The sequence below is a fragment of the Lacticaseibacillus pantheris DSM 15945 = JCM 12539 = NBRC 106106 genome (assembly GCF_001591865.1).
GTDB classification, from domain to species: domain Bacteria; phylum Bacillota; class Bacilli; order Lactobacillales; family Lactobacillaceae; genus Lacticaseibacillus; species Lacticaseibacillus pantheris.
In genome coordinates this window covers 1-23,337 of the sequence record NZ_BCVS01000011.1, presented here as the reverse complement: position 1 = coordinate 23,337, position 23,337 = coordinate 1, and the positions used below count along the sequence as shown (strand labels likewise).

The window sequence follows — 23,337 nt, the reverse complement described above, 5'->3', positions numbered from 1 at the left end:
TCAATGGACTTACAAGTAATCTTACTGACGTTAGTATCAACAACGCTTGTCTATTCCGCCCCGCTCATCTTCACGGCTATTGGCGGTGCGTTCTCCGAACACTCGGGGATTGTCAACGTTGGTCTTGAAGGCATCATGGTCATGGGGGCCTTCGCTGGCTCGGTGTTTAACCTCACCTTTGGTAAAGAACTGGGTGGCCTGACTCCCTGGCTAGGCCTGATTGCCGGCGGGGTGGTCGGTGTATTGTTCTCACTCATTCATGCCGTGGCGACCATCAATTGGCGGACTGACCACATCATCAGTGGTACGGTGCTGAACCTGATGGCACCGGCGCTGGGGGTGTACCTGACGCGCTTGCTGTATGAAGGCCGCGGGCAGACCGCAATTTTGCAGCACCCGCTATCCACTACGACAATCCCGTTGCTGTCGAAGATTCCGGTCATTGGACCAATCTTTTTCACCAAGACGTCGGTGGTGGCATACCTGGGCATTATCGTATCGATTTTCTGTGCGTGGGTGTTGACCCACACGCGCTTCGGAATACGCCTCCGTTCAGTCGGTGAGCATCCCGAGGCCGCTGACTCCGTCGGCATTTCCGTGTACCGGTATCGGTACATGGGTGTAATGCTCTCTGGGTTCCTGGGCGGTATCGGTGGGGCCGTGATGGCCGAATCGATTACGCTGAACTTCTCGGTAACCACGATTGTGGGCCAAGGGTTCATGGCCCTAGCGGCGATGGTCTTCGGTAAGTGGCACCCAGTTGGAGCCATGGGCGCGGCCGTATTCTTCGGCTTTGCGCAGAGCCTATCCATTGTCGGTGCGTACATTCCGGTCATTAAGTCGATGCCGGACGTGATTTTCAGTATCGCGCCATACCTGATTACCATCATTGTCCTGGTTGCGTTCGTCGGGAAGTCGGCGGCACCAGCAGCAGATGGGTCAACGTTTGTGAAAGCTAAATAGTGATTATGGCAAAGACGGTTTCCGGGGTATACTTGGAAGCCGTTTTTTAGTGTCTTCACTATCGGCTGTTCCACACTGTAACGTTGGTTCTTGGTGGGTCGTTTGGGGGCTACGGATTTGTGAGACGCTCCGTATTGACCGCTCCTAGGGCGAAGCCTCCAACCCGCCAAATGCGGGCGTGTTTCCGGCACAAATTCAGGCCTATCCGGAAACCCACCGGCCAGTCTTGAATCTCGTCGCGCTGTACGTCGCCTCCGGCTCCAACAGCGGTTCCCCCCCGGGAGCGGTCAATACTCCGGTCTCAGTCGCCTCCCCCCCAAACGGCCCACCATACCGGTAGCGCGGTCCTAGTGTGCGAGAGTGATAGCAATTTTCTAAATAACAGTGCCCGCGGCCACGATTTGCCACAGCGGTTGGAATTTACCAAGTGTCAAACACGTATTGCTCGGGTAACATCACTTGATCAATGTTGACAGTGCATAAACGAACTCTCAATTTGTTCCTGGGGTACGGGAACATACCATAAATGACTGGCATCTAATGGTTTAAATGTAGGTATGTAGCTCATTCTAAAATTATTCTATTTTGGAGTTGAACAGTTAACCTAGGTTTGGGTGGTGGGGATGGCGGAGGTAGCCGGCCACAGGCAACCCCAACTACCGGAGCCATCCCCACCACCCAAACCGGTCGGTAACCCTTGCCCAAATCCAGCGGTGATAATGGTATGATGAGGGTATCAAGAAAACATTTGGGAGGCCCCATCATGGAACCAGTAACTGTCTACCTCGTGCGCCATGGTCAGACTTATTTGAACAAGTACAACCGGATGCAGGGTTGGTGTGACTCGCCGCTGACTGACAAAGGTGAGGCTGACGCTGACCGGGCTGGCAAGTATTTACGTGAGATTCACTTCCAGCGGGCGTACTGTAGCGATACCATGCGCGCCCGGAACACGGCCAAACACATTTTGGCAGCCAACTTGTACCCGGGTACGCACCTGCACCTGACCGAAAACTTTCGGGAGCAGTGCTATGGCTACTTTGAAGGCGACGATTCTGCCCGTACCTGGTACGTCATCGGGATGCCCCACGGCGGGTTGCGGACCTTCCACGAAATCATTAAGGAACACGGCATGGACGCCAGCAAAGACTTCATGGCTGCCGCCGATCCGTTTGGTGACGCCGAGGACGCGCGTACGTACTGGACGCGACTGATGCACGGGTTCAAAGAACTGCGTGACGACAATCCCGATGGTGGGGACGTGCTGATGGTGAGCCACGGCACGACCATTCGCAGTATCGTGGATAAGTTCGGTCGTCAGGATGGCTACGACGTGTCGGTGAGTCCAAAGAATGGCAGTGTCAGCAAGATTCAACTCACGGATGACGGTATCAAGGTATTGAGTTATAATCAGGTTCCAAAGGATTAAGGCTAACGTTTGATGATGGAGACCACGGTTGCGGCCGTGGTCTCTTTGTTTGCTTAGAGGATGTATTACATAAGTGATTGGGGTAATTTTTAATAAGGCGGTAGATAACCATGCATTTTTTTGATAATACGTTTTCGTCGTTAATTCACTCAAATAATTTTCGCTATTTCTGGATTGGTCAGTGTGTGTCCGTTATGGGCACCTGGGTACAGCGGACCGCACAAACGTGGTTGGTGTACAAGATGACCAATTCAGCCTTTCTGGTTGGTTTGTTGTCCGCCGCCCAATTTTTGCCGATTCTGCTATTAACGCTGGTGGCTGGTACGCTCATTGACCGGTACTCCAAACGCAAAATTTTGATTATTACTCAAAGTGGTTTCCTTGCTCTGGGGGTGGTCATGACAGTGTTGGTGTACACCAACGTCGTCCAATATTGGGAAGTCATAGCCATTGCACTCGGTTACGGGGTACTCCAAAGCTTCGACACAACGACACGCCAGTCGTTTGTCGTCGAGCTGGTTGGCCATAAGGACCTTCTGAACGGGATTTCGCTTAACTCGACGGTGTTTAACCTGGCCAAAGTGGCCGGGCCCTCGCTAGCCGGGCTCTTGATGGTCAAGTTTAGCCTCGGCTTCTGTTTCTTGGTGGATGCGGCCAGCTACCTAGCCGTGCTGTTGGGGCTGTTTCTAATTAAGCAGACCCATCCACTGGCAACGCCGTCCAAGAAGCACATTTGGTCAGACGTTAAGGATGGTTTGCGCTACGTGTGGAGTCACGCGGAAATTCGCCTCAGCGCGGAAATGATGTTGATTGTCTGCACGCTTAATTACAACAACAACGTTATCATCCCCATCTTTGCCAAGGAGGTGCTACATTCGGGTGCACAGACGTACGCTAGCCTCCTATCCGCAACGGGTGCGGGCTCGTTAGTTGCCGCCATCCTCATGAGTTACCTGTCCCGCTTTGGGTTGCAGCGCAACATTTACCTGATGGTGGGCATCGGCACCGCGGCGTTGCAGGCGGCAATGATTGTTGTGCATTCGTACGGTGTCGCAATGATACTGATGGTGGCAGTGGGCTTTTGTAACATGCTCTTCCTCAACCAGTCGAACGCGGGTTTTCAGTTTAAGATTCCCAACGAACTACGCGGCCGTGTGATGAGCGTGTACGTACTGTTAAACCAGGGCACGACGCCGGTCGGCAGCCTCTTTGCTGGTGGGGTGATGGATTTGGCCAGTGGTGTCTGGGGCTTTCCTGCCTGTGGGTTGCTGGCACTGGCACTGCTGATTCCTGTGCTGTTGAGTCAAAGGCAGCTGGTCGCCCGGTGGTGGCACGGCGCCACGACCAACTGATTTGTAAACTTGGTGTTGGTTGGACGCAACCATCAAGCGTGACGGCGCGGGTTCACCGCAACCGCTTTCTATGCTATTCTGAGTAGGATTAGTGAATTTGTGAAAGTGGGTAGAATGGATATGTATAAACTGATTGTGAGCGACCTGGACGAAACCTTGCTGCGCGATGACGGAACGATTTCGGATGCGAACGTGGCGGCGATTAAGGCGGCGCGGGACCAGGGGGTGAGGTTTGTGCCCAACACGGGGCGTAGCTTCACGTCCGTGCGCGCGTTGCTTGACACTTTAGGCCTGGCCGGGCGTGACGATCAGTACGTGATTGCGTACAACGGTGGGGCCACCGTCAGCAACCTGAACGACCGCGTGGTGGCAGCGAACCCCATGGATTACGACGTTGCCCGGCGGATTTTTGAGGTGACCAAGACGTTTCCCGACACCGACACGCACATCTACACGCTCAACGAGATGTTTATGTACAACCCGCGGGCTGACGACGTGGGGTACCTGCGCACGCGAGGTGCGGATTTTACCGTCATGCCGGACGACGACTTCAGCCGGTTCCGCGACCTGCAGATTATGAAGGTCATCACGATGAATCCCGACCCCGCCGTGCAACGGGCCGTGGCCGACCAGGTGATGGCGGTGATGGACCAGCAGCTGAACCTCACGTTCTCAAGTGGCATCTACACGGAGTTCAACCCGCTCGGCGTGGATAAAGGGGTGGCGGCACTGCAACTGGGAGCGGCATTGGGCATCCGCCAGGAAGAAATTATCGGCATTGGCGATAACCTGAATGACCTCCCGCTGTTACAAAAGGTGGGCATGCCAGTCTCCGTCGCGAATGGTCGGCCCGAAATTAAGGCGGCGGCCAAGCTGGTTACTGATGCCGATTATGAATCAGGCGTGGCGGAAATGATTAATCGTTTAATTCTCCAGGCATAATCAGGTTAATGTGTGGTCGTGATTCCAGCGGGATTGCGACCCTTTTTTATGGTTAGATTAATTCAATAACGCACAAGCAGAAAATAATCTATCCAAAATTGCACGAAATATAGTTAGTTTCTTATTAGAGATGTGTTAAAATTGAGACGAATTAGTTCACGATGTTGACCTAGTCATGTGTTCATTGGGGAATGGCTAGACGGGCGACTGCGTGACGTTAGGACGTGTAAGCAAAGGTTCACGGAGACGGTTGGTCGCGAGTACGGCAACAATCAAAGGGGGACTTTGCATGACTAAGAACAATGCACCGCGATATACGGCGGAACAAACTGAGCATTATAAGATGTATAAACAGGGCAAAATATGGGCGTTTGCGTTAATCAGTACTCTAGCTATTGGAGCGGGGACCCTTGCTTTGGGTCACGACACCGTTAGTGCGGATACCAGCAGCACACCGGTGACGGCCACCACCAACGCACGGACCGCGACGAGTGGCAACACCGCCCAATTAAGTGCTGCCAGCACCAGTAGTGCGACCAGCGAATCCAGTAGCGTTGCACCTAGCAGTGCGTCCAGCGACGCGACCAGCACAAGTAGCAACACTGCCGCCAGCAGTTCAGCGACGAGTACCAGCAGTACGCCGGTGAGTGCGGCCAGCACCACTAGTAGCGCGGCCAGCAGTAACGCCGTCAGCGCCACGCCCACGAGCGTGACCAGTAGTGTCGCTAGTAGTGCTACCACGAGTGCTGCAACCAGTGGTGTCGCTACCCAGACGTTGGTGGAACCCACCAGCGCGGCTTTGAGTGGTGCTAAGTCTCACGCCGCAGCTCAATACTCCACCACAGGCCAGCCGCAACAGGTGAACGCCGTGGCGGCGGCACCGGCAGATACTAGCAACGCGGTACTTAAAACATCCACGGCGACGGTAGGTTACGGTAGTAATCAAAAGGAACTATCACTGACCTTAGTAATTACCAACCCACAGGCGGGGGATGTCTACACGGTGACCATCCCGGCCGATACTTACATTTTACAATTTGATAGCGTGGGTGGCCTGACAGCTGACCAGGGCACCACCACGACGAGTAACAACGCGGATGGTACCAAAACTATTACTGATACCTTTACCACGAGTCAGTCTGGTGTGGTTACCCAGATTATTAAATATATACTTAAAACGAATTATAGTGCTCAGGACAAGCCAATGACGACGATTGGCTCGGTGACCAAGACCGTCACTTACACGGTGAACGGTGTGGCTCAAACACCGGTGACCTTTACCCAAACCATTCAGCCGTATGCATCGATGACCGGGATGAGCCTGACGTACCCGACCGGTAGCGCCACGACGGCCTTGCAAAGTGGCACGGAGTACGTGTTCAGTTACAATGTGGGTGAAGCCAATGGAATCCTGGACAATGACTACCAGTCGGCACGGGTGAATTCAGCCGTCAATTATGGCACGACGCTGACGATTGCTGTACCAGCTGGCTTTGCACTCAACGCAGGGGATACCGCCAAATTGAATGCGTTTACCGATGCTACCACCATCACGCAGCCCGGTGGCGCCGGCACAGATATCATAATTACCGTACCCAAAGGTTCCGGTAGTCAGGGCTGGGAAGTCGCTGCTGCTTACCGTTTGGCCGGGTCCTTTACCCAGGCGGCCACGGACAAAGACACAACGTACACGGCCACAAATGCGGGCGCAATGAGCCAAAAAGTGGACGACGCGGGCACCGTGTACACGGCAACGAGTCCCACCCCGTGGTCCGTGGTGATTGCGGGCAGCGATAGTGCCGTGAAAACTGCGGGGGTCGTAACGGCCACCGGTAACAGCAGTACTACCCAGGATAAACTGGTCCTCGATAATGACACGACCAATGACCCCAGCTATCTAACCCAGTTCACCTTTGCCAACAACACGGTTGCTGACCAGAAGAACGTACAGTTTGATCTGGATATTCCTGACGGTGTGGTGGCAACGGGAATCGTGGTGCCCAAAGGTGAAGTGAGTGATAAAAATTATTTACCTGGCGACCTAACGTTCACCTACACACTGACGTTAGCCGATGGCACTACGGAAACGGGTACGGCCGCTGGTGGTGACACCATCACGAGTACTAACGGTGCCGCCATTCGCCATGCGGCACTTGTTGTGAACGAGTTGGCCGCAGGTGCCGCGTTAAATTTAACCGGTGCCCTGACGACAAAGGTCGGCAATGTCATCACTACGAACAACACTTTCAGCGTGCTGGGGACGCTCAACGCGACCCTGGACGATGGGACGGCCGTCAAGAATGGTGATGTGCTGATATTTGGGATTAGCATGACCTTTGACGGCCAGTCGGCACCATCCGCCACTGCCAAAATGACCGAGACGGTTACCGAACCCTACGCTGCTGTTTATGGCTACGTACTCCAAAACAATCAGGCTCCCGGCGCGACGAATGCGGGCACAATGGCCATCATGACCACTGGTAACTTTGCACACACGACCGACTCCATTTACGAACCGATTTTCTACTACGTCATTCCCACCGCAACCACCTTTGTGAGTGCCACGAACGTTGATCCAAGCGCCACGGTGTCCGAATTCACCGCTGATGACGGTCGCACGGTAGTCAAGATTGATTACACCGGGACCGGCCTGTCGGTTAAGACGACAACCGGCCAAGTGCAACTGAACCTCGCCAACAAGGCCGACGCCTTACCCGGTACGTACTCGTTCGCAATGTACATCTACTCGCCGACCACCGCGCTGGATAATGCCACCAAGGTGACGGACACGAGCTACACGGAGGGTAACGCCGACGCCGTTAGTTTCTATCACGGGCAAGGTATTAGTGCGTGGACCATCAACACGGCGGGTATCTTTACCGACTTCACCTTTGCGAAGGGAACGCAGGATACCGACGCTGTGACTGCTGGTAACAGCAACGCATACGCTACCACGGACTCGCACTTCTACGTGTCGTTGGTGAACACCGCTAACGACGGCCAGGATCACGACGGTACCGTCATCGTGAACCTACCCACTGAGGGCGACAGTGAGGGCTCTGGCTTCACCTTTGCCCTCTCCGGGCCCGTCACCGTACCGGTCAATTACACGATTGCGGACGGTACTGGTGCGGTACTGAACGCGACCGTACTCTACTCGACCAGCCGTGCTAACGTGGTGAATAATCAGGCCAAAGTTGATACTAGTAGCTACATGACTGCTGACCAGCTAGCCACCGCCGGCATTGCGTGGAGCGACGTCCGCTCCGTACTGATTAGTATTGCAAACATTGCTAGCGTCACGTCGACCGGGCGAATTGACCTGACCGGTATGCCCGTTGATGGCGCCGACCATACGGATACGACGGGGTACCTCCAGACGGCGCTATCCATTGATGGCGGTGCGTACTCCGTGACCGGTAAGGCTCAAGGTAGTTCCAACCTGACTTTGCGTGGTTACTCAACTGTCAGCGCACGGTACCACTACGTTGACGTCAACGGCAACGACCAGTACATTGATATTCCCGACTTGACGCAGACGCTGGAAAATGGCGTCGATCAGTTGGCCACGTTGCCGACGAGCTACGACGAACTGTCCACGGTGGACCAGAACCTGATTCCGGAGGGCTACGAACTAAGTGGCACGTACAAGGTATTCGCGGCGGACGGCAAGACCGCGGGCAAAGCAGCGTCGGGGGTGGTGGCCAGCCGTGACTTTGACGGCGACATTATTCAGTACGAGCTGCAGGGCAAGTACGTCGTGACCTTTAATGTCGTTAACGACACGACCGGTGAAACTACGGTGGCGAAGACCGTCCGCGGTGCATCGGGTCAGCAAGCGACTTTCAATGTTGATGTGCCTAACGGCTATATGCTGTCTCCTAACCAGGAAGCGGGTGTCACCGTAACCAAGGGCGCCGTGAACTACACGCTGACCGCGGTGGACCAGCAAGTAGTCAATGTGCACATCGTTAAGGTCAATAATCTGACTGACGATTTACAGTACGGTTTGTCAGAAGTAACGGATACCGGCACGGTGCTCAACAGTAGTACGGGTACTGCCACCGCGCGGGTGACCTACGTATTACTTGGCAAAGATGACAACGACACAGCCACCACGATTGCTGCAAATATTGGCGCAATGGGGGCTCTGGCGCAGTTGGTTACTGATGGGTATACCCTCGTTGGAATCAAGGCCACAATCAACGGTCAAACAGTGACAGCGGACATCGGCACGGACACGTATAATACCCTCGTTCAGCGGCTCAACCTGAACGCCATGGCGGCCGGGGCCTTCTTTGACGCTCCGACGTATTACAACCGGTACTTTGACACCACGTTCAGTTTGTCCGCAGACCCAAACGTTCAAATTCAGCTGGTTGTCAGTGCGGATCCGCAGACTGTGAACGTTATCTACAAGGACGCAGACAACAACAATCAGCAAGTGGGTGCCACCGTACCAGTCACCGGGACCACGGGTGCAACCTATAACTGGACCGCCTCCGTACCAACTGGCTACAAACTCGCAACCGGCCAGGCTGCCACTGGCAGTTACGCGTACACCACGGCGGCCGACCAACAGATTGTCATCTACCTGGCGCACGAGCACGCGCAGACTACGGAAACGCGCGCGTACACAGTGACTTACACCGGCGCACCCAAAGACAAACTACCGGCTACCAGCACCCAGTTGGTGACCTGGAATGAGGATATCGACGCGGTTACCGGGGCCAAAAACTGGACGCCGCAGTCCACGCCAGCAGTCGTCGCAGTGACCCCAATCGCGGGCTACACGGCCAGTGATACCGCCGTGGCCTTTGTGGTCACCGCCCTCAACAACGAGGACCCAGTGGATGAAAGCAAAGTGGTTACCTACACACCAAACGCGCAGACCACGAATATTCAGTACGTGGACGACGATAATAACGGTGCGCAGGTTGGTGCTCTACTTCCAATTAACGGGACGACGGATTCGAGCTTCACCTGGACCACGGACGTGCCTGCAGGTTACCAGCTGGCAACCGGTCAGGTCGACGGTGGCCGCTACACCTTTGCCGCCGCGGATAACGCCCCAATCGTGGTCCACCTGACGCATGCACACACCACGGCGACTAGCGCCGTGGACTACACCGCCCACTACCAAGGGGTGGCGAATGGCGGTACACCGGCGGACAAGGCAAAGCAGATTACGTGGACCGCGGACACCGATAACGTGACCCACGTGACGACCTGGACGAGTGGCCAACAAAGCATCACGGTCGACTCACCCGCAGTGGCCGGCTACACGGCTGACCGCACTGCCGTCACGTTCACGGTACCGGCGACCACTACGACGGCGCCAACTGCCCAAACGCAGACGGTGACCTACACGGCGGACAAGCAGACCACGATTCTCAAGTACGTGGATGACGATAACGGTGGCGCGCAGGTTGATGCGTCGGTACCATTTACGGGGACCACGGGCTCGAGCTTCCGCTGGTCCACGGACCTGCCGCAGCATTACCAGCTGGCAACCGGTCAGGCTGACAGCGGCACGTACACCTTTGCCGCGACGGAGAATGCGCCAATCGTGGTGCACCTGACGCACACACACATGGTGACAACCAAAGACGTGGATTACACCGTGCACTACCAGGGCGTAACGGACGGTGCCAACCCAACCGACGGCCAGCAACAGATTACCTGGACGGGCGATACCGATGACGTGACCGGCAAGACCACGTGGACGAGCGGCCAGCAAAGCGTCGCGGTGGCTTCGCCGACAGTGGCGGGCTACACGCCGGACCAGGCCAGTGTCACGTTTACGGTGCCTGCAACCAGCGTAACGGCACCAACCGCAAAGACGGCGACGGTCACCTACACGGCAAACGGGCAGAGCACAACGCTGAGTTACGTGGATGATATAACCGGCGCCACGGTCGGTATGCCAACCACGCTGACGGGGGCGACGAACAGCACTACCGGCTGGACGGCCGTCGTACCAACGGGCTACGTGCTGGCAGACGGTCAGGCTGCAGTTGGCAGCTACACCTTTGCCGCGACGGGGAATACGCCGATTGTGGTGCACCTGACGCATGGAGAGAGCCACGGTACTGCGACGACGAGCCGCACCATCACGTACGTGGTGGCGGGTAACGCGACGCAGGCCCCGGCCGCGGTCACGCAGACCGTGCAGTGGCGCACGACCACGGACCTGGTCACTGGCGCCACGGTGGCGACGCCGCAGGGCAACTTTGCGGGCGTCACTACGCCGTACCTGCCGGCGACGACCCGCGACGGTGCGCAAACCAGCTGGCAGCCGGACGTGGCGAACGTCGCGGGCATGCAGCTGACGGCGCAGACGGGGATGCCGACCAATCCGGCCGATGTCACCGTAACGTACCGGCCGTACGCGCAGGTTGACACCAACGACCCGCACGTGTGGACGAAGCACCAGGTCGGCCCGGCCGTTTACGCCGAGCAGTACGTGGTCAACTTTGTCACCACTACGGGCAAAGTCGTGGGTACCACGCAACTCGTCGGTAATGCCGGCAACCAGTTCGGTGTGACCGCACCGACCGGCTACCACTTCGTCGACAAGGCGGCCGGGACGGTGACGTTGCCAGCAAGCAATACGGCGGCCATCAACATCCTGGTGGCGGCCGACAGCGTGGATAACGACGGCACCAAGACGCCAGGTGGGGATGACGACAACACCACCCACCACCTACCGTCAACCGGTGACAATACGACCACCACGGGCGCTGGCACGCAGGGCAAAGGTACCGCGACGGACGCAACCCGGACGGTACCGACTGCAGCGTGGACGTTACCAACAACTGGGAGCACGAACCATAGCCTGCCAGCAACCGGTGGCCGGTCGTTACCACAGACTGGTGACCAGCAGAACGCCTGGGCCATCCTCGGGGTGGGCCTGCTGACTGCCACGCTGGGGCTCTTCGGCATCAAGCGTCGGCGCGACACGGAACGGTAATTTAGGGTAAACAAATGGCTTCAGGTTTGACCGCTACGGTCTGACCTGAAGCCATTTTTGCGTGGAGTGAACCCGCGGGTGGCCTTGGGGACTGCGGCTTACGTGCCCTACGCCGTAATTGCTGCACCCGCACGCTCCGGACGTTCCGTCCTCCCGCGGATTCTGGAGTCAAAGAAAATCACTTTGTCTCCAGAATCTGCCGTTGTAACTCGCGTTGCTCGAACGGCGCTTTGGGGTCGCAACAACTACGTCTCCGGGCACGACGCCTCCGTCCCCAAGCCCACCCGCGGGTTCCCGCTACTGTAATAGTTCCGTCCCCATCATGATTGTATAACTGGCCGGTTTAATCAGTTGTCCGTATATCCCATCCGCGTGTACACCGTCGCCAGCAGGATGCCGAACCCTAGCACCAGCAGCAGGGCAAAGTCGACTTCGGCTCCCAATACCGTGGCGCTCGTCGTGGTCATACTCAACGTAAACGCCGCGATGACTGCCGACATCACACTGGTGCCCAGCGAGCCGGCGTATTGCTGCATCATACTGAACAACGAGTTCTGGTCGGATTTCTGCGTCCCGCTAACCTGCATGCTGCCGTCGGAAATGGCGACCCCGAACCCGGAGTTAAAGCCCAGCCGCAGCACCACGTACAGGCCAGCAATACCAACCACGGTGAGGCTGTCCGTGAATACCCAGAGGAGGGTCAGCGCAACGCAGACCATGATGCTGCTGAACAGCAAGGGGATGGTTGCACCGACGCGGTCATACACGCGCCCGGCGAGCGGGGCGGTCACGGCACCGACAAGGGCGCCGGGCAGCAACATCAGTCCCGCCGTCATGGCTGACGCCCCCAGTACGGTTTGCGCGAGCAGCGGCAGCACGAGGGAGAGACCGATGTTGATGAACTGGAGTCCAAAGTAGGCTAGCAGCCGTAACCGGAGCACGGGTAGTTTAAGGATGCGGTAGTTAAGCAACTTACGGGTTCCCTTCCGGGCGTAGATGGCAAATACAAGCGCGATGACGATACTACCGGCCAGCCAGAGCCAGAATGAGCTACCAGTCCAGCCATAGGTTCCCGCACCGTTGAAGGCAAGGACGATGCCGGCGAACAGAGCCGCCAGAATCACCATGCCGAGGTAGTCGAAGCGCTGCTGCCCGACACCCGCGGCTTTACCCGTGATGGTAGTGGCACCCAGAGCTGCAATGATTACAAGTAGCGGTAGGATACCGATGAAGACGGCCCGCCACGACCAGATGCTGGTGAGGACGCCGCCGTACGTCGGGCCCAGCGCGGGTGCGAGCGATACGATGACGCTGGCAAACCCGGTGTAAACGCCCAGCTGGGTATGGGGGACGCGAGCAAAGATAATTTGGAACATCAGCGGCGTCGAAATCCCGGTGGCGACGGCCTGCAGGAGGCGCCCAGCGAGGAGAATGGGGAAACTGGGTGCAAAGAGGCACAGCAAGCCGCCGATCAGGCAAATGGCGACCGCATAGAGAAAGAGTGGCCGGGGATTGAAGCGTTTGAGCATGTAGGCGGTGGTGCTCATGACGATGGTGACCACGAGCAGGTACGCCGTGGTGAGCCACTGCACGGTATCGAGGGTGACGCCCATCGTTTTGATGAGCGTGGGAAAGGTGACGTTCATCGACGTTTCGACGAGGATACCGACGAATGACAGCAAGCCGACTGCTAGGATTGATAGTTTGGTCTTGGTGGGGACTGATTTTGTTTCTGGGTGCATTATGCGGTACTCCTTTACATGTATGTTGTTTGTGGAGAACTGGCGGGTGGGCGGCAGCAGTCCCGTCTCTTTGAATGGTAACTCCGTACTAAAATATACCCGCAGGTTCTCGCAACCTGGGCTTGGCAATTAAAACTGTCGGTGGCTAACTTGCGGGAGTTGGTTGAGCAAATTATCGTTTTATGGCAACAAAAAACCGGCCCCGGGGCTTTACGCCCCACCAGGCCGGTTACTATTGTTAATCGTTAAAGTTCCCTGTTTCCACGTCGCTAATGAACTGCTTCAGGTGCTTGAAGTACACTGGAGCGTTGTCAATCATGTGGTGGTGTCCACCATCTGGCGTCGTTACTAGACGAGCGTGTGGAATTACCTCTGCCATCCGCTGGGCGGACTTCATCGGCATCGTTTCGTGCTCGCCGAACGTCAGGAGAGTTGGCACCGTGATGTTGTGAATCTGGTCGCGCAGGTCAAAGTCCTTGAGCTTACCAGTGACAACGAATTCGTTGTCGCCCTGGAAGACGTTGTAAACGTCAGTTGCCATCGTGCTAATCAGGTGACTGATTGCCGGTGGCTGCTTACGGTCAACGTAGCCGGCGTTGAGGATATCGACGTAAGACTGGTACTTCGGGTCGTCCCAGTTGCCCGCTGCTTCCTGTTCCTTCATGTACTTCACGGCTGAAGGTGGCAAAGCCTCTTCGCGGACGAGGTTGATGTGTTCAACGTACTCGTCAATATTGTCGGTCATCGAACTAACGATGGCCCCTTTGAGGTGCTCGCCGTACTTGAGCGCGTACAGCTGCGTCAGTGCGCCACCCCACGACTGACCGATCAGGTAAAAGTTGTCCAGGCCGAGCTTCTGGCGAACTTCTTCGACTTCATCCAGGTAGTAGTCGTAAGTGAGATACTTGGCGGCAATTTCCGGGTCAGAGTAGTCCGGCTGGTCAGAGTAGAACGAGCCCAACTGGTCGTACATATGTACCTGAACGCCGAGGTCAGCCAGTTCTTCACCAAAGTTTTCCCAGTACTCATGCGTGCCACCAGGGCCACCGTGCAGGCAAAGGAGGTGAATGTCGCCTTCGCCTTGTGTGTTGGTCCACAGGTGGTACCCGTTATCAAGCGTGATGATAGTTGTGCCTTGCTTCATTGTGTGGGTCACCTAGTTTCTTAATTAATATAGCTTCATTTTAGCACAATTAGGGGGATGTTCGACGGCCGTCTAGTTAATGCAATTGCACGTTGAGTAGCACCGATTCCTGAGACTTTCGTTAGTCCAGAATTTGGACTGAATGTTGGTCGGCTGCACTTTGAATTGGTGTGGGCAAAGTTACATCGCACGCAATGTAGTCGAGGTCGTGCATTTGGGCGCTGATGTATAACTGGTGTTTGCCGACTTTGGTACTATCAACTAACAGCATACTCTGGTCAGCATTGGCTGAAAAAGCATGCTTAATTCCAGACTCCAAGTCGTTGGCGTCCGTGGCTCCCTTGTCAGTTAGGCCACGGCATGAGAATACGGCCAAATCTGCCTGGTAGTTGGCAATATCTGTAATGGCCTTGTTACCGCCGACATTTTGCAAAACGGAATTAACGCGTCCGCCTAGCAGGCTAACGTGCCAAGAACTGTTTTTGGAACACTCAATCGCGGGCACAAAGCCGTTTGTGACGATGTAGAGATTATCGATGCTCATCAGTTCACGGATGAAAACCAGTGTGGTGGTACTGGAATCGACGAACAAACACATACCGGGGGAGACAACAGTCGCGGCCTTTTGGGCCAGTTGGCGTTTCTCCTTGAGGTTAAGGGTGGCGGAATAATCGTACGGCACGTCCTCAGGATCACGAATAAGCGTGATACCACCAGTAACCCGGCGAACGAGCCCCATCCGTTCCATATCGCGCGTATCACGACGGATAGTTGCTTGGCTAACGAATAGTTGGCTAGCGATGTCGGAGTAGCGACAGAATTTTTGATTATTGACTAGTTTGAGAATCTGTTCTTGGCGTTGGTAGGGAATCATAATGTCACCTCATGACAATGCCTTTGCGAAAATACAACTTAATTATGACAAAATTTGAAAATATTTCAACCTTTTCACCACTCGTTGTCAAATTATTGCAAGCTCGATATACTCTCCAATGTAAGCGCTAACGAAAGGGGCAAACATTATGGCATTAATGGGATTAGACCTCGGTACTACCGGGGTTAAGAGCACCATCACTGACAATGCGGGCAACATTCTTTCGGCCGCATATCAAGAGTATCAAACCACGATTCAGGGTGAGTGGGAATACGAACTCGATCCGAGCACCGTTTGGGCTAGTACCAAGTACGTGATTAAGGAGTCCAGCAAGTTTGTCGACGAGGAAATTCTGGCGGTCAGCGTTTCTTCGTTCGGTGAAGCGTTTGTCGCGGTGGACGAAAACGGTGAGCCGCTCCTCAACACGATGCTGCAGACGGATATTCGTGGCAAAGAGGAATTGGCGGACTTGTTGACGCGGATCTCGACGGACGAAATTCGTGCCAAGACGGGACTTAACCCGGCGGTGACCTTTTCCGTCCCTAAGATTATGTGGATTAAGGCCAATCATCCCGATTTATACAGTCACATTCACAAAATTCTACTGTACGGGGCCTACATTCTATACAAGTTGGGTGGCGTGAGCGCCATTGATTATACGCTGGCTGACCGCTCGCTGGCCTTTAACGTGACGGCCAAGGACTGGGACGATGATATCCTGTCTGCCGCGGGGATCCAACGTGAATTAATGCCTGATGTTTATCCGTTAGGCACCGTCGTCGGCACCATTAAACCCGAATTAGCGGATGTTTTAGGGGTCAATCGGGACATGAAATTAGTCACCGGTGCCCACGACCAGATTTGTGTCTCAATCGGTGCGGGGACAATTGAAGAGGGTATTGCAACAAACGGGATGGGCTCGGTCGATAATATCTCGCCGGTTTTTACGGATTTGTCGCACCTCGAGGACAACGCTAAACATAACTACCCGTCCGTGCCGTACATGGACGGAAAATACACTACCATTTCGTATATCTATGATGGTGGCACCTCACTGAAGTGGTTCCGTGATGCCTTTGGTTATCAGGAGGTAGCCGCGGCCCATCTTGCGGGGGTGAGTGTGTACGACATCTTTAATAAGTATATCCCTCAGGAACCCACGAACTTGTTGGTGTTACCACATTTTAGCGGGGCTGCCGTACCCTATTTCGATGAGGATGCACGCGGCATGATAGTGGGTATTTCCAGCGCGACTCGAAAAACTGATATCTACCGGGCTTTAATGGAAGGCGTGGCCTTTGAACAGCGGATGAACATTGAAAATATGGATCGCGGTGGCATTCACATTAACAAGGTGCGCGCGACGGGTGGTGGCTCCCGTTCGGATATGTGGCTGCAAATCAAAGCTGACATATTTAATCGCGACGTCGAACGGGTCCACATGAAGGAATCGGGCACGATGGGTGTTATCATCATGGCCGGTGTGGCCGTTGGCTTGTTCGATTCATTTGCTTCGGCCATGAAGAAGCTGGTCACCATCGACAAGGTGTTCCACCCAGATCCAGCCAGGGTTGCGTTTTACAACCAGCAGTACAAAAAGTATTTGGCACTATACCCATTTAGTCAGCAGTTACGGTTACTTTAGGAGGAAAAATAATTATGGTTTTAGTTAACGCAAAGGAATTAATTAAGGACGCAAAGCAGCGGCATTACGCCATCGGTTCGTTTAACGTGACCGACATCGAGATGGTTCGCGGCATCGTGGGTGCGGCAGAAAAAGAAAACTCACCGGTGATTATCCAGTTCGCGGAACTGCACGACAACTACGTACCACTCGATGTGATTGGTCCGGTCATGATTAACGCGGCAAAACACGCGTCGGTGCCGGTGGTTGTGCACTTTGACCACGGGGTGACGTTTGACAACATCGTGCGTGCCATGCGGTTGGGCTTTACTTCCGTGATGATGGACGCCTCCCAGGATGACTTCGAAACTAATATTGCCCGCACCAAGGAGATTGCTAAAATCGCGGCGCCACTGAACGTTTCGGTTGAAGCCGAACTGGGACCGATGAACCGTGAAGGTGGCGGTGATGACGTTGACTACGCTGACCTGGACAAAACGTACACCAATCCGGAAGAGGCACAGCAATTCATCGAACAAACCGGCATTGATATGTTGGCGGTTGCGTATGGGACCGTGCACGGGGTTTACACGCAGGCACCCCACTTAAACTTTGGCCGGCTGAAGGAAATTGCTGACCTCGTGGATTTCCCACTGGTCGTGCATGGGGCCTCCGGGTTATCGGATGATGAGTATCGTCAGTCCATCGACAACGGGATTTGCAAGATCAATTACTATTCTGAAATGGTGCACCGGGTCGCGATTGAGGTGCAAAAGCGCCTCACGGAAGGACTCCAAAACAAGCAGTTATTCATCTCGGATGTAAGCCCGTGGGAAATTGAAATTGTGGAAAAGGAAATTCGTGAGCGCCTGCGTGTATTTGGTTCGACCGGCAAGGCATAGGGGGTGAGCCGATGCAATTCTTTGTAGATTTACTGAGTCAGCCGTCAATCATTGCCGGTATCGTCGTGATGGCTGGTTTGATTGCGTTGCGGAAGCCATTCACCGAAGTGATTGGTGGTACGATCCGTGCCTTTATTGGCTTCATTGTTCTGCTGGCTGGCACCAACATTATTGTCGGCGTGCTGAATAATTTCGGGAAGCTGTTTACCAAGGCATTCAACATGCACGGTATGATTCCTAGTAACGAGGCTGCTATTGGGATTACCGTCGCCAAATACGGGACTATTGCTACTTTTATCTTTGTTTTTGGTTTGATACTCAACATCCTGCTAGCGCGGTTTACTAAGTTTAAGTATATCTTTCTTTCCAGTGATCACGCTTTTTACATGGCGTGCTGCCTAACACCAATCATGGTTCTTAGTGGCATGAATACACTCGAATCAATTATCTTTGGTTCGATGGTGCTGGGCGTTATTCTCTGCGTATTTCCTGCCATTGCGCACCCAACCATGAAAATCATTACTGGGCGCGATGACATGAGCTTTGCACACTTTGGGACCATCGAGTATTGGTTTTCCGCCAAGATTGGTTCCTTGGTTAACAAGAAAAAGAAGTCGAAATCGATTGAGGAGATCAAATTTCCTCAGGGCCTAGCCTTTCTGCAAGATAGTAATGTTTCCGTGATGATTGTGATGACCATTTTGTTCTTCATCGTGACGGCTGTGGCCGGTCCCGAGTACGTCGGCAAGTTAACCACGTTGAATCCATACGTGTGGGCGTTAACCCAGGCGGCACAATTTGCTGGTGGCATTATTGTCCTGGTAACTGGGGTGAACATGTTGCTAGATGAAATCACGCCGGCGTTTAAGGGCTTCAGTGACAAGATTGTGCCCAACGCCGTTCCTGGTTATCCATTCGCCATTCTCTTTAAAGGCACCTCTAACGCGCTGTTGGCTGGGTTCCTCATGAGTCTCCTGGGCGGTCTGCTGTCCATGGGTGTACAAATACTGTTGGGCACCGTAGTGGTAATTCCCGGTATCGTGATGCACTTCTTTTGTGGTGGGATTGCGGCAATCTTCGGTAATGCGACGGGTGGTCGCCGCGGTGCCTTGATTGGGCCATTTCTGTTCGGGATTATTCTGAGCTTTACCCCATTACTGGCGACGGGGCTCTTTGGTTCATTAGGGTTCACGACGACTTACTGGTCTGATAGTGACTTCAACACAATTGGGGTCCTGCTGGGGACGGTGGCTAAGATGGGTCAGTTGCCAATTATCATTGCTTCAATTATTATTTTCGCCTTTCCGTTTGTGGCCACGTTGTTTGGCAAGAAGGCAGTCAAGTAAGGATATTATTTGATCTAAAATAAATGGTGAGTACTGATTAGAGAAAATGCAACGTTTTGCGATTGTTGGACAGGTGGTCTAAGGGTCGTTGAGCGTTGTATTTTTGTTGGTTTCTATGACTACGAAGCAATTGAATTGTTCTGCAATGGGGGGAGATGGAGGCCTGCATGGGGGCGAACTTCTTGGGCCTTGTTGGCATCCCTGAAAATATAAGCAAAGTACGACGTAGCAATGACGATTGGCCTGGTGGTATGTTGAATATTACCGGTGAACCACGAATTGACGGGTGTCGACAGGAGGTATCTAAAGTACGGGTAGTTTATTTTCTGATGTCCTGGTTGGTGAATGGTTTGATACATCAATATAAATGATGATGTACTTGTACATCACGGACTTCGATGATATACCTTGGCTATAGAGACGGGGGGTGACCAAAATGGATAGGCTGGATCGAATTATAGGTGAATACAAAGTTCGTCGTATTGGCAATTCAAACGTCATTACAATTCCCAAAACAATGAATTTTCGACCAGGAGACAGAGTGATTTTGAGGTCGAACGAGGCTGGAACAAAGGGGAGTTTTGAGAAGAAGATTTCTGGGAACCCGTGGGAAAACGGCCAGTTCGATAATTTTGATTTTCGGGCAGATATGAAAATTGTTGGTAATTTTGGCGTGGGCAAAGATGTTGGCCGTGAAAATGAGAAATGGTAGTAGTGCAACAGGGCAACCTGGTGTAGATTGATGCTGAACTCTACATTGTTCATGGTAACGAGAACATCAGCTTGAACGCGCAAGAAGTTTGCCACCTGATGATTGTGATTTCTACTGTTATGGATATAGATTATATGTTTTAAAGGGAGCTAACTTTCGCTGTAGCTCCTTTGTTTTGCTGTTTCAACTAATTTTGAGTGACTACAGGTCTAAATATAGTCCTCAAGAAGAGGATGACTGCGTATCTGGCCGACGGGGCGTGACTGGTTAATCACGAACTAACGGGTGCCGGCAAAGTGGTGGTGGGGTGGATACATCGTGTCCGGAGACGTGGTTGCAACATTGGTAGTGTGAGCCCGGCCAACGCTGCCGGTGACCACTACTGCTGCAACCCCACCGCCACTTTGCCTGCACGACTACCACATTACAATATAACGATAGGCAGACACCACCAAAGTGTCCAAAATCGCCGGAATTGCCGCGCCGACGCTTGAAGAAGATTTCTAATAGTGGTACCATATTACAACGATATTTTTTTAATTTCGGTACAAAAAGGGGGTTGGGCCTTGGAGGACTCAAATCAGCAATACGAACAGCAACACCTGGACGATACGGTCCACGAACTCCACGCCGCTGACAAACGGTTAACGCAGGAAATTGCCAAGACGCAATCCGAAGAACGCAGCATCAGTGACAACTTCTTCAGCGACTTTTCCATTAACCTGACCAACGACGATGAAATCATCGAGACCGCCGCCTCCGTGCAGCAGCAGCAACAGCTTCTCGATGAGCGGGCCAACGCCCACCGACAGTCGACCGTGCAGTTGGGCACCGTCAAGCGGTTGCTCAAGAATCCGTACTTTGCACGCATTGACTTTCAGGAGGCCGGCGAGAAGCCTGAGACCATCTACATCGGCCTGGGCAGCTTCACCGACGCCAACGGGCACTTCCTCATCTACGACTGGCGGGCGCCCATCAGCTCCATCTATTACGATGGCAAGCTGGGCCAGGTGACCTACCAGACGCCGGATGGCCCGCAAAGCGTGGAGTTGAGCCTGAAGCGTCAGTTCGTAATCAAAGACGGTGTGCAGATCGAGACCATGTTCGACACCGCCGAGACGATTGGCGACCAGATGTTGCTGGAAGTGCTGGGCGAAAAGTCCGACACCCAGATGAAGAGCATCGTGACCACCATTCAGCGCGAACAGAACCAGATCATCCGGGACACCACGGCCGACCTGCTGTTCGTGCAGGGCGCGGCCGGCTCCGGGAAGACCAGCGCGGTGCTACAGCGGGTGGCGTACCTGCTGTATCGCTACCGGGGGAACCTGACGTCCAGCCAGGTGATCATGTTTTCGCCGAACCAACTGTTTTCCGATTACATTGGCAATGTGTTGCCGGAGATGGGCGAGCAGAACATGGTGCAGTTCACGTACTACCAGTACGTGACGCGGCGGACGCCGGGGCTCAAGGTGCAGAATCTGTTCCAGCAGTTCGAGGCTAACCAAACACCTTTGCAGGCCAAAGTGGCGGCGCTCAAAGAGAGCGATGCGTTCTTCCACGCGACCGAGGCGTACGCCGAACACCTCCGCAGCGCGGGCGTCCGGTTCAAGGACATCCGGTTCCGTGACGGCGTGTTCTTCAGCCGCAAGAAGATTGCGGAAATCTTCTATAGTTATAACCAGAACTATAACATGAACAACCGGCTCCAGGCGACTAAGGAGCGGCTGACGTCGATGCTGAACCGGCGGGTGGGTTCTGAGACGCGTGCAAAGTGGGTGCGTGAGGCGGTCGAGAACCTGTCCGAAGAGGAGATCCGCGACCTCCAGTCGCAAGGCCAGCCGGGCGAGTTCAAGGATAGCGACAGCGAGTTCCAGTTTTACGCGCGCCACATCGTGACCAACGCGTTTGAGGACATCGATGCGGCCATCATCCGCAACCGCTTCTTGAACGTGCGGGCGCAGTACGTGGCGTTCCTGCGCGCGGTACCGGAGTTCCTGGACGTGACGAAGTTTGGCATCACGGTGGATGAATGGGCGCAAAGTGTCGAGGAGTTTGTCGACCAGTTCCGCGAGCGGCAGCTGACGATGGCGGACGCGACGCCGTACCTGCACCTGTACGACCTGATGATTGGGCGTCACGGTGACCGGAAGATGCGTTTCGTCTTCATCGACGAAATTCAGGATTACACGCCGTACCAGCTGGCGTATCTGCAGAAGAGTTTCCCCCGCGCGAAGTTCACGCTGCTGGGTGACTTAAACCAGGCCATCTTTACTGGTAGTAGCGCCCGTAACCTGATGGGGTCGGTCACGAAGATGTTCGATCCAGACAAGACGCGCGTGGTGCAGTTGACGCAGTCGTACCGGTCGACGGCGCAGGTCACCGAGTTCACGAAGGCCATCCTGAAGAGCGGCCAGAAGATTGTGGCGTTCAACCGGCAGGGCGACTTGCCGCAGGTATTGGTCCGCAAAGACGTGGATGCGGCCTTCGCGGCTTTGACCACGCAACTACAAACGAACGCGGCCGACCACGACGCGACGGCGGTCATTACCCGGTCGTTGGGCGACGCGGAGGCGCTACAGGCGCGGTTGCACGCGGCGGGGCAGAAGTCGACGCTGATCCGGTCGGAGAACCAGCGGCTGGTACCGGGCGTGCTGATTGTGCCGTCGTTCCTGGCCAAGGGGCTGGAGTTCGACGCCGTCGTGGCGTGGGACGTTACGGCCGCCAACTTTGGCGGGGATGCGGACCGCGAGCTGCTGTACACCATTTGTTCGCGGGCGATGCACCGACTGACGGTGATTGCGGCGGGGACGGTTTCGCCGCTCATCGCAGCGATCGACTCCGACCTCTACACAACTGAACAGTAACCTCCATGGCGACTACCTCCGGGTGGTCGCCATTTTGCGCTTTTGTGTACGAACGCGCGGGTGGCGTTTGGGGCTGCGGCTTACGTGCCCTACGCCGTAGGTTGCTACACCCGCACGCTCCGGACGTGCCGTCCTCCCGCGGATTCTGTAGCCAAAGGAAATGCACCTTTGTCTACAGAACCTGCCGCCGTACGTCACTACGTTCCTACGGCGCTCTGGGGTCGCAGCAACTACGTCTCCGGGCACGACGCCTCCGCCCCAAACACCACCCGCGGGTTCCCGACAGTCAGGAGGTTGCCACTAATCGGCTGTAATAGTCATTAGAGGTTACGTGGATAATGTTTGTCGTTCACGCTAACGTGGCGGTGGAGATTCGGTCGGGTGCGGAGACGACTGTATTCGTAACGATGAACATCTATCGTTGGTCGTACTGGTGTGGTGGTGGAGGTTGAGTGGTTGGTACCTGC

Annotated in this window: 13 protein-coding genes; 10 read left to right on the top strand and 3 right to left on the bottom strand. The window is 54.7% G+C overall.

Going from position 1 to position 23,337, the window contains the following annotated elements:
• The first annotated feature begins 3 nt into the window (after positions 1-3).
• The 5 genes from LPA02S_RS02545 (at position 4) to LPA02S_RS02525 (ending at position 11,659) form a co-directional block, all read left to right on the top strand.
• Positions 4-963 carry an ABC transporter permease gene (locus LPA02S_RS02545; protein ID WP_056956730.1) on the top strand — a complete coding sequence of 320 codons (960 nt, stop codon included), beginning with the start codon at positions 4-6 and terminating at the stop codon, positions 961-963.
• A 763-nt stretch (positions 964-1,726) separates the two neighbouring features.
• Positions 1,727-2,392 (top strand): histidine phosphatase family protein, encoded by a 666-nt coding sequence (locus tag LPA02S_RS02540; protein WP_054649011.1) that lies wholly within the window; start codon positions 1,727-1,729, stop codon positions 2,390-2,392.
• 104 nt (positions 2,393-2,496) lie between these two features.
• Positions 2,497-3,744: an MFS transporter gene (locus tag LPA02S_RS02535; RefSeq protein ID WP_420835965.1), complete on the top strand. Its 1,248-nt coding sequence runs from the start codon at positions 2,497-2,499 to the stop codon at positions 3,742-3,744.
• Between the two features lie 114 nt (positions 3,745-3,858).
• Positions 3,859-4,686 carry a Cof-type HAD-IIB family hydrolase gene (locus tag LPA02S_RS02530; RefSeq protein WP_338043275.1) on the top strand — a complete coding sequence of 276 codons (828 nt, stop codon included), beginning with the start codon at positions 3,859-3,861 and terminating at the stop codon, positions 4,684-4,686.
• 289 nt (positions 4,687-4,975) lie between these two features.
• A complete protein-coding gene (locus tag LPA02S_RS02525) occupies positions 4,976-11,659 on the top strand; it encodes a mucin-binding protein (protein ID WP_056956728.1) in 6,684 nt (2,227 codons plus the stop codon).
• Positions 11,660-12,006: 347 nt separating this feature from the next.
• Here the strand turns inward: LPA02S_RS02525 and LPA02S_RS02520 are convergent, their stop codons facing one another.
• The 3 genes from LPA02S_RS02520 to LPA02S_RS02510 form a co-directional block, all read right to left on the bottom strand.
• Complete coding sequence (locus LPA02S_RS02520) at positions 12,007-13,401, bottom strand: MFS transporter (RefSeq protein ID WP_056956727.1); 1,395 nt, start codon at positions 13,399-13,401, stop codon at positions 12,007-12,009.
• A 238-nt stretch (positions 13,402-13,639) separates the two neighbouring features.
• Positions 13,640-14,545, bottom strand: coding sequence for a proline-specific peptidase family protein (locus LPA02S_RS02515; protein ID WP_054649023.1), 906 nt, complete (start codon positions 14,543-14,545; stop codon positions 13,640-13,642).
• A 121-nt stretch (positions 14,546-14,666) separates the two neighbouring features.
• Positions 14,667-15,419, bottom strand: coding sequence for a DeoR/GlpR family DNA-binding transcription regulator (locus tag LPA02S_RS02510; protein ID WP_054649025.1), 753 nt, complete (start codon positions 15,417-15,419; stop codon positions 14,667-14,669).
• Between the two features lie 148 nt (positions 15,420-15,567).
• Here LPA02S_RS02510 and LPA02S_RS02505 point away from each other — a divergent pair, with 148 nt between their 5' ends.
• The 5 genes from LPA02S_RS02505 (at position 15,568) to helD (ending at position 22,870) form a co-directional block, all read left to right on the top strand.
• Entirely contained in the window at positions 15,568-17,064 is a 1,497-nt protein-coding gene (locus LPA02S_RS02505; protein ID WP_056956726.1) for an FGGY-family carbohydrate kinase, read from the top strand.
• A 14-nt stretch (positions 17,065-17,078) separates the two neighbouring features.
• Positions 17,079-17,945 carry a class II fructose-bisphosphate aldolase gene (locus LPA02S_RS02500; RefSeq protein ID WP_054649027.1) on the top strand — a complete coding sequence of 289 codons (867 nt, stop codon included), beginning with the start codon at positions 17,079-17,081 and terminating at the stop codon, positions 17,943-17,945.
• An 11-nt stretch (positions 17,946-17,956) separates the two neighbouring features.
• A complete protein-coding gene (gene ulaA / locus LPA02S_RS02495; RefSeq protein WP_056956725.1) occupies positions 17,957-19,291 on the top strand; it encodes a PTS ascorbate transporter subunit IIC in 1,335 nt (444 codons plus the stop codon).
• A 436-nt stretch (positions 19,292-19,727) separates the two neighbouring features.
• Positions 19,728-20,003, top strand: a complete 276-nt coding sequence (locus LPA02S_RS02485) for an AbrB/MazE/SpoVT family DNA-binding domain-containing protein (RefSeq protein WP_054649031.1) — start codon at positions 19,728-19,730, stop codon at positions 20,001-20,003.
• Between the two features lie 566 nt (positions 20,004-20,569).
• The gene (gene helD / locus LPA02S_RS02480) at positions 20,570-22,870 is read left to right on the top strand and encodes an RNA polymerase recycling motor HelD (protein WP_056956724.1); all 2,301 of its coding nucleotides are present in this window, start codon (positions 20,570-20,572) and stop codon (positions 22,868-22,870) included.
• Positions 22,871-23,337 lie beyond the last annotated feature (467 nt).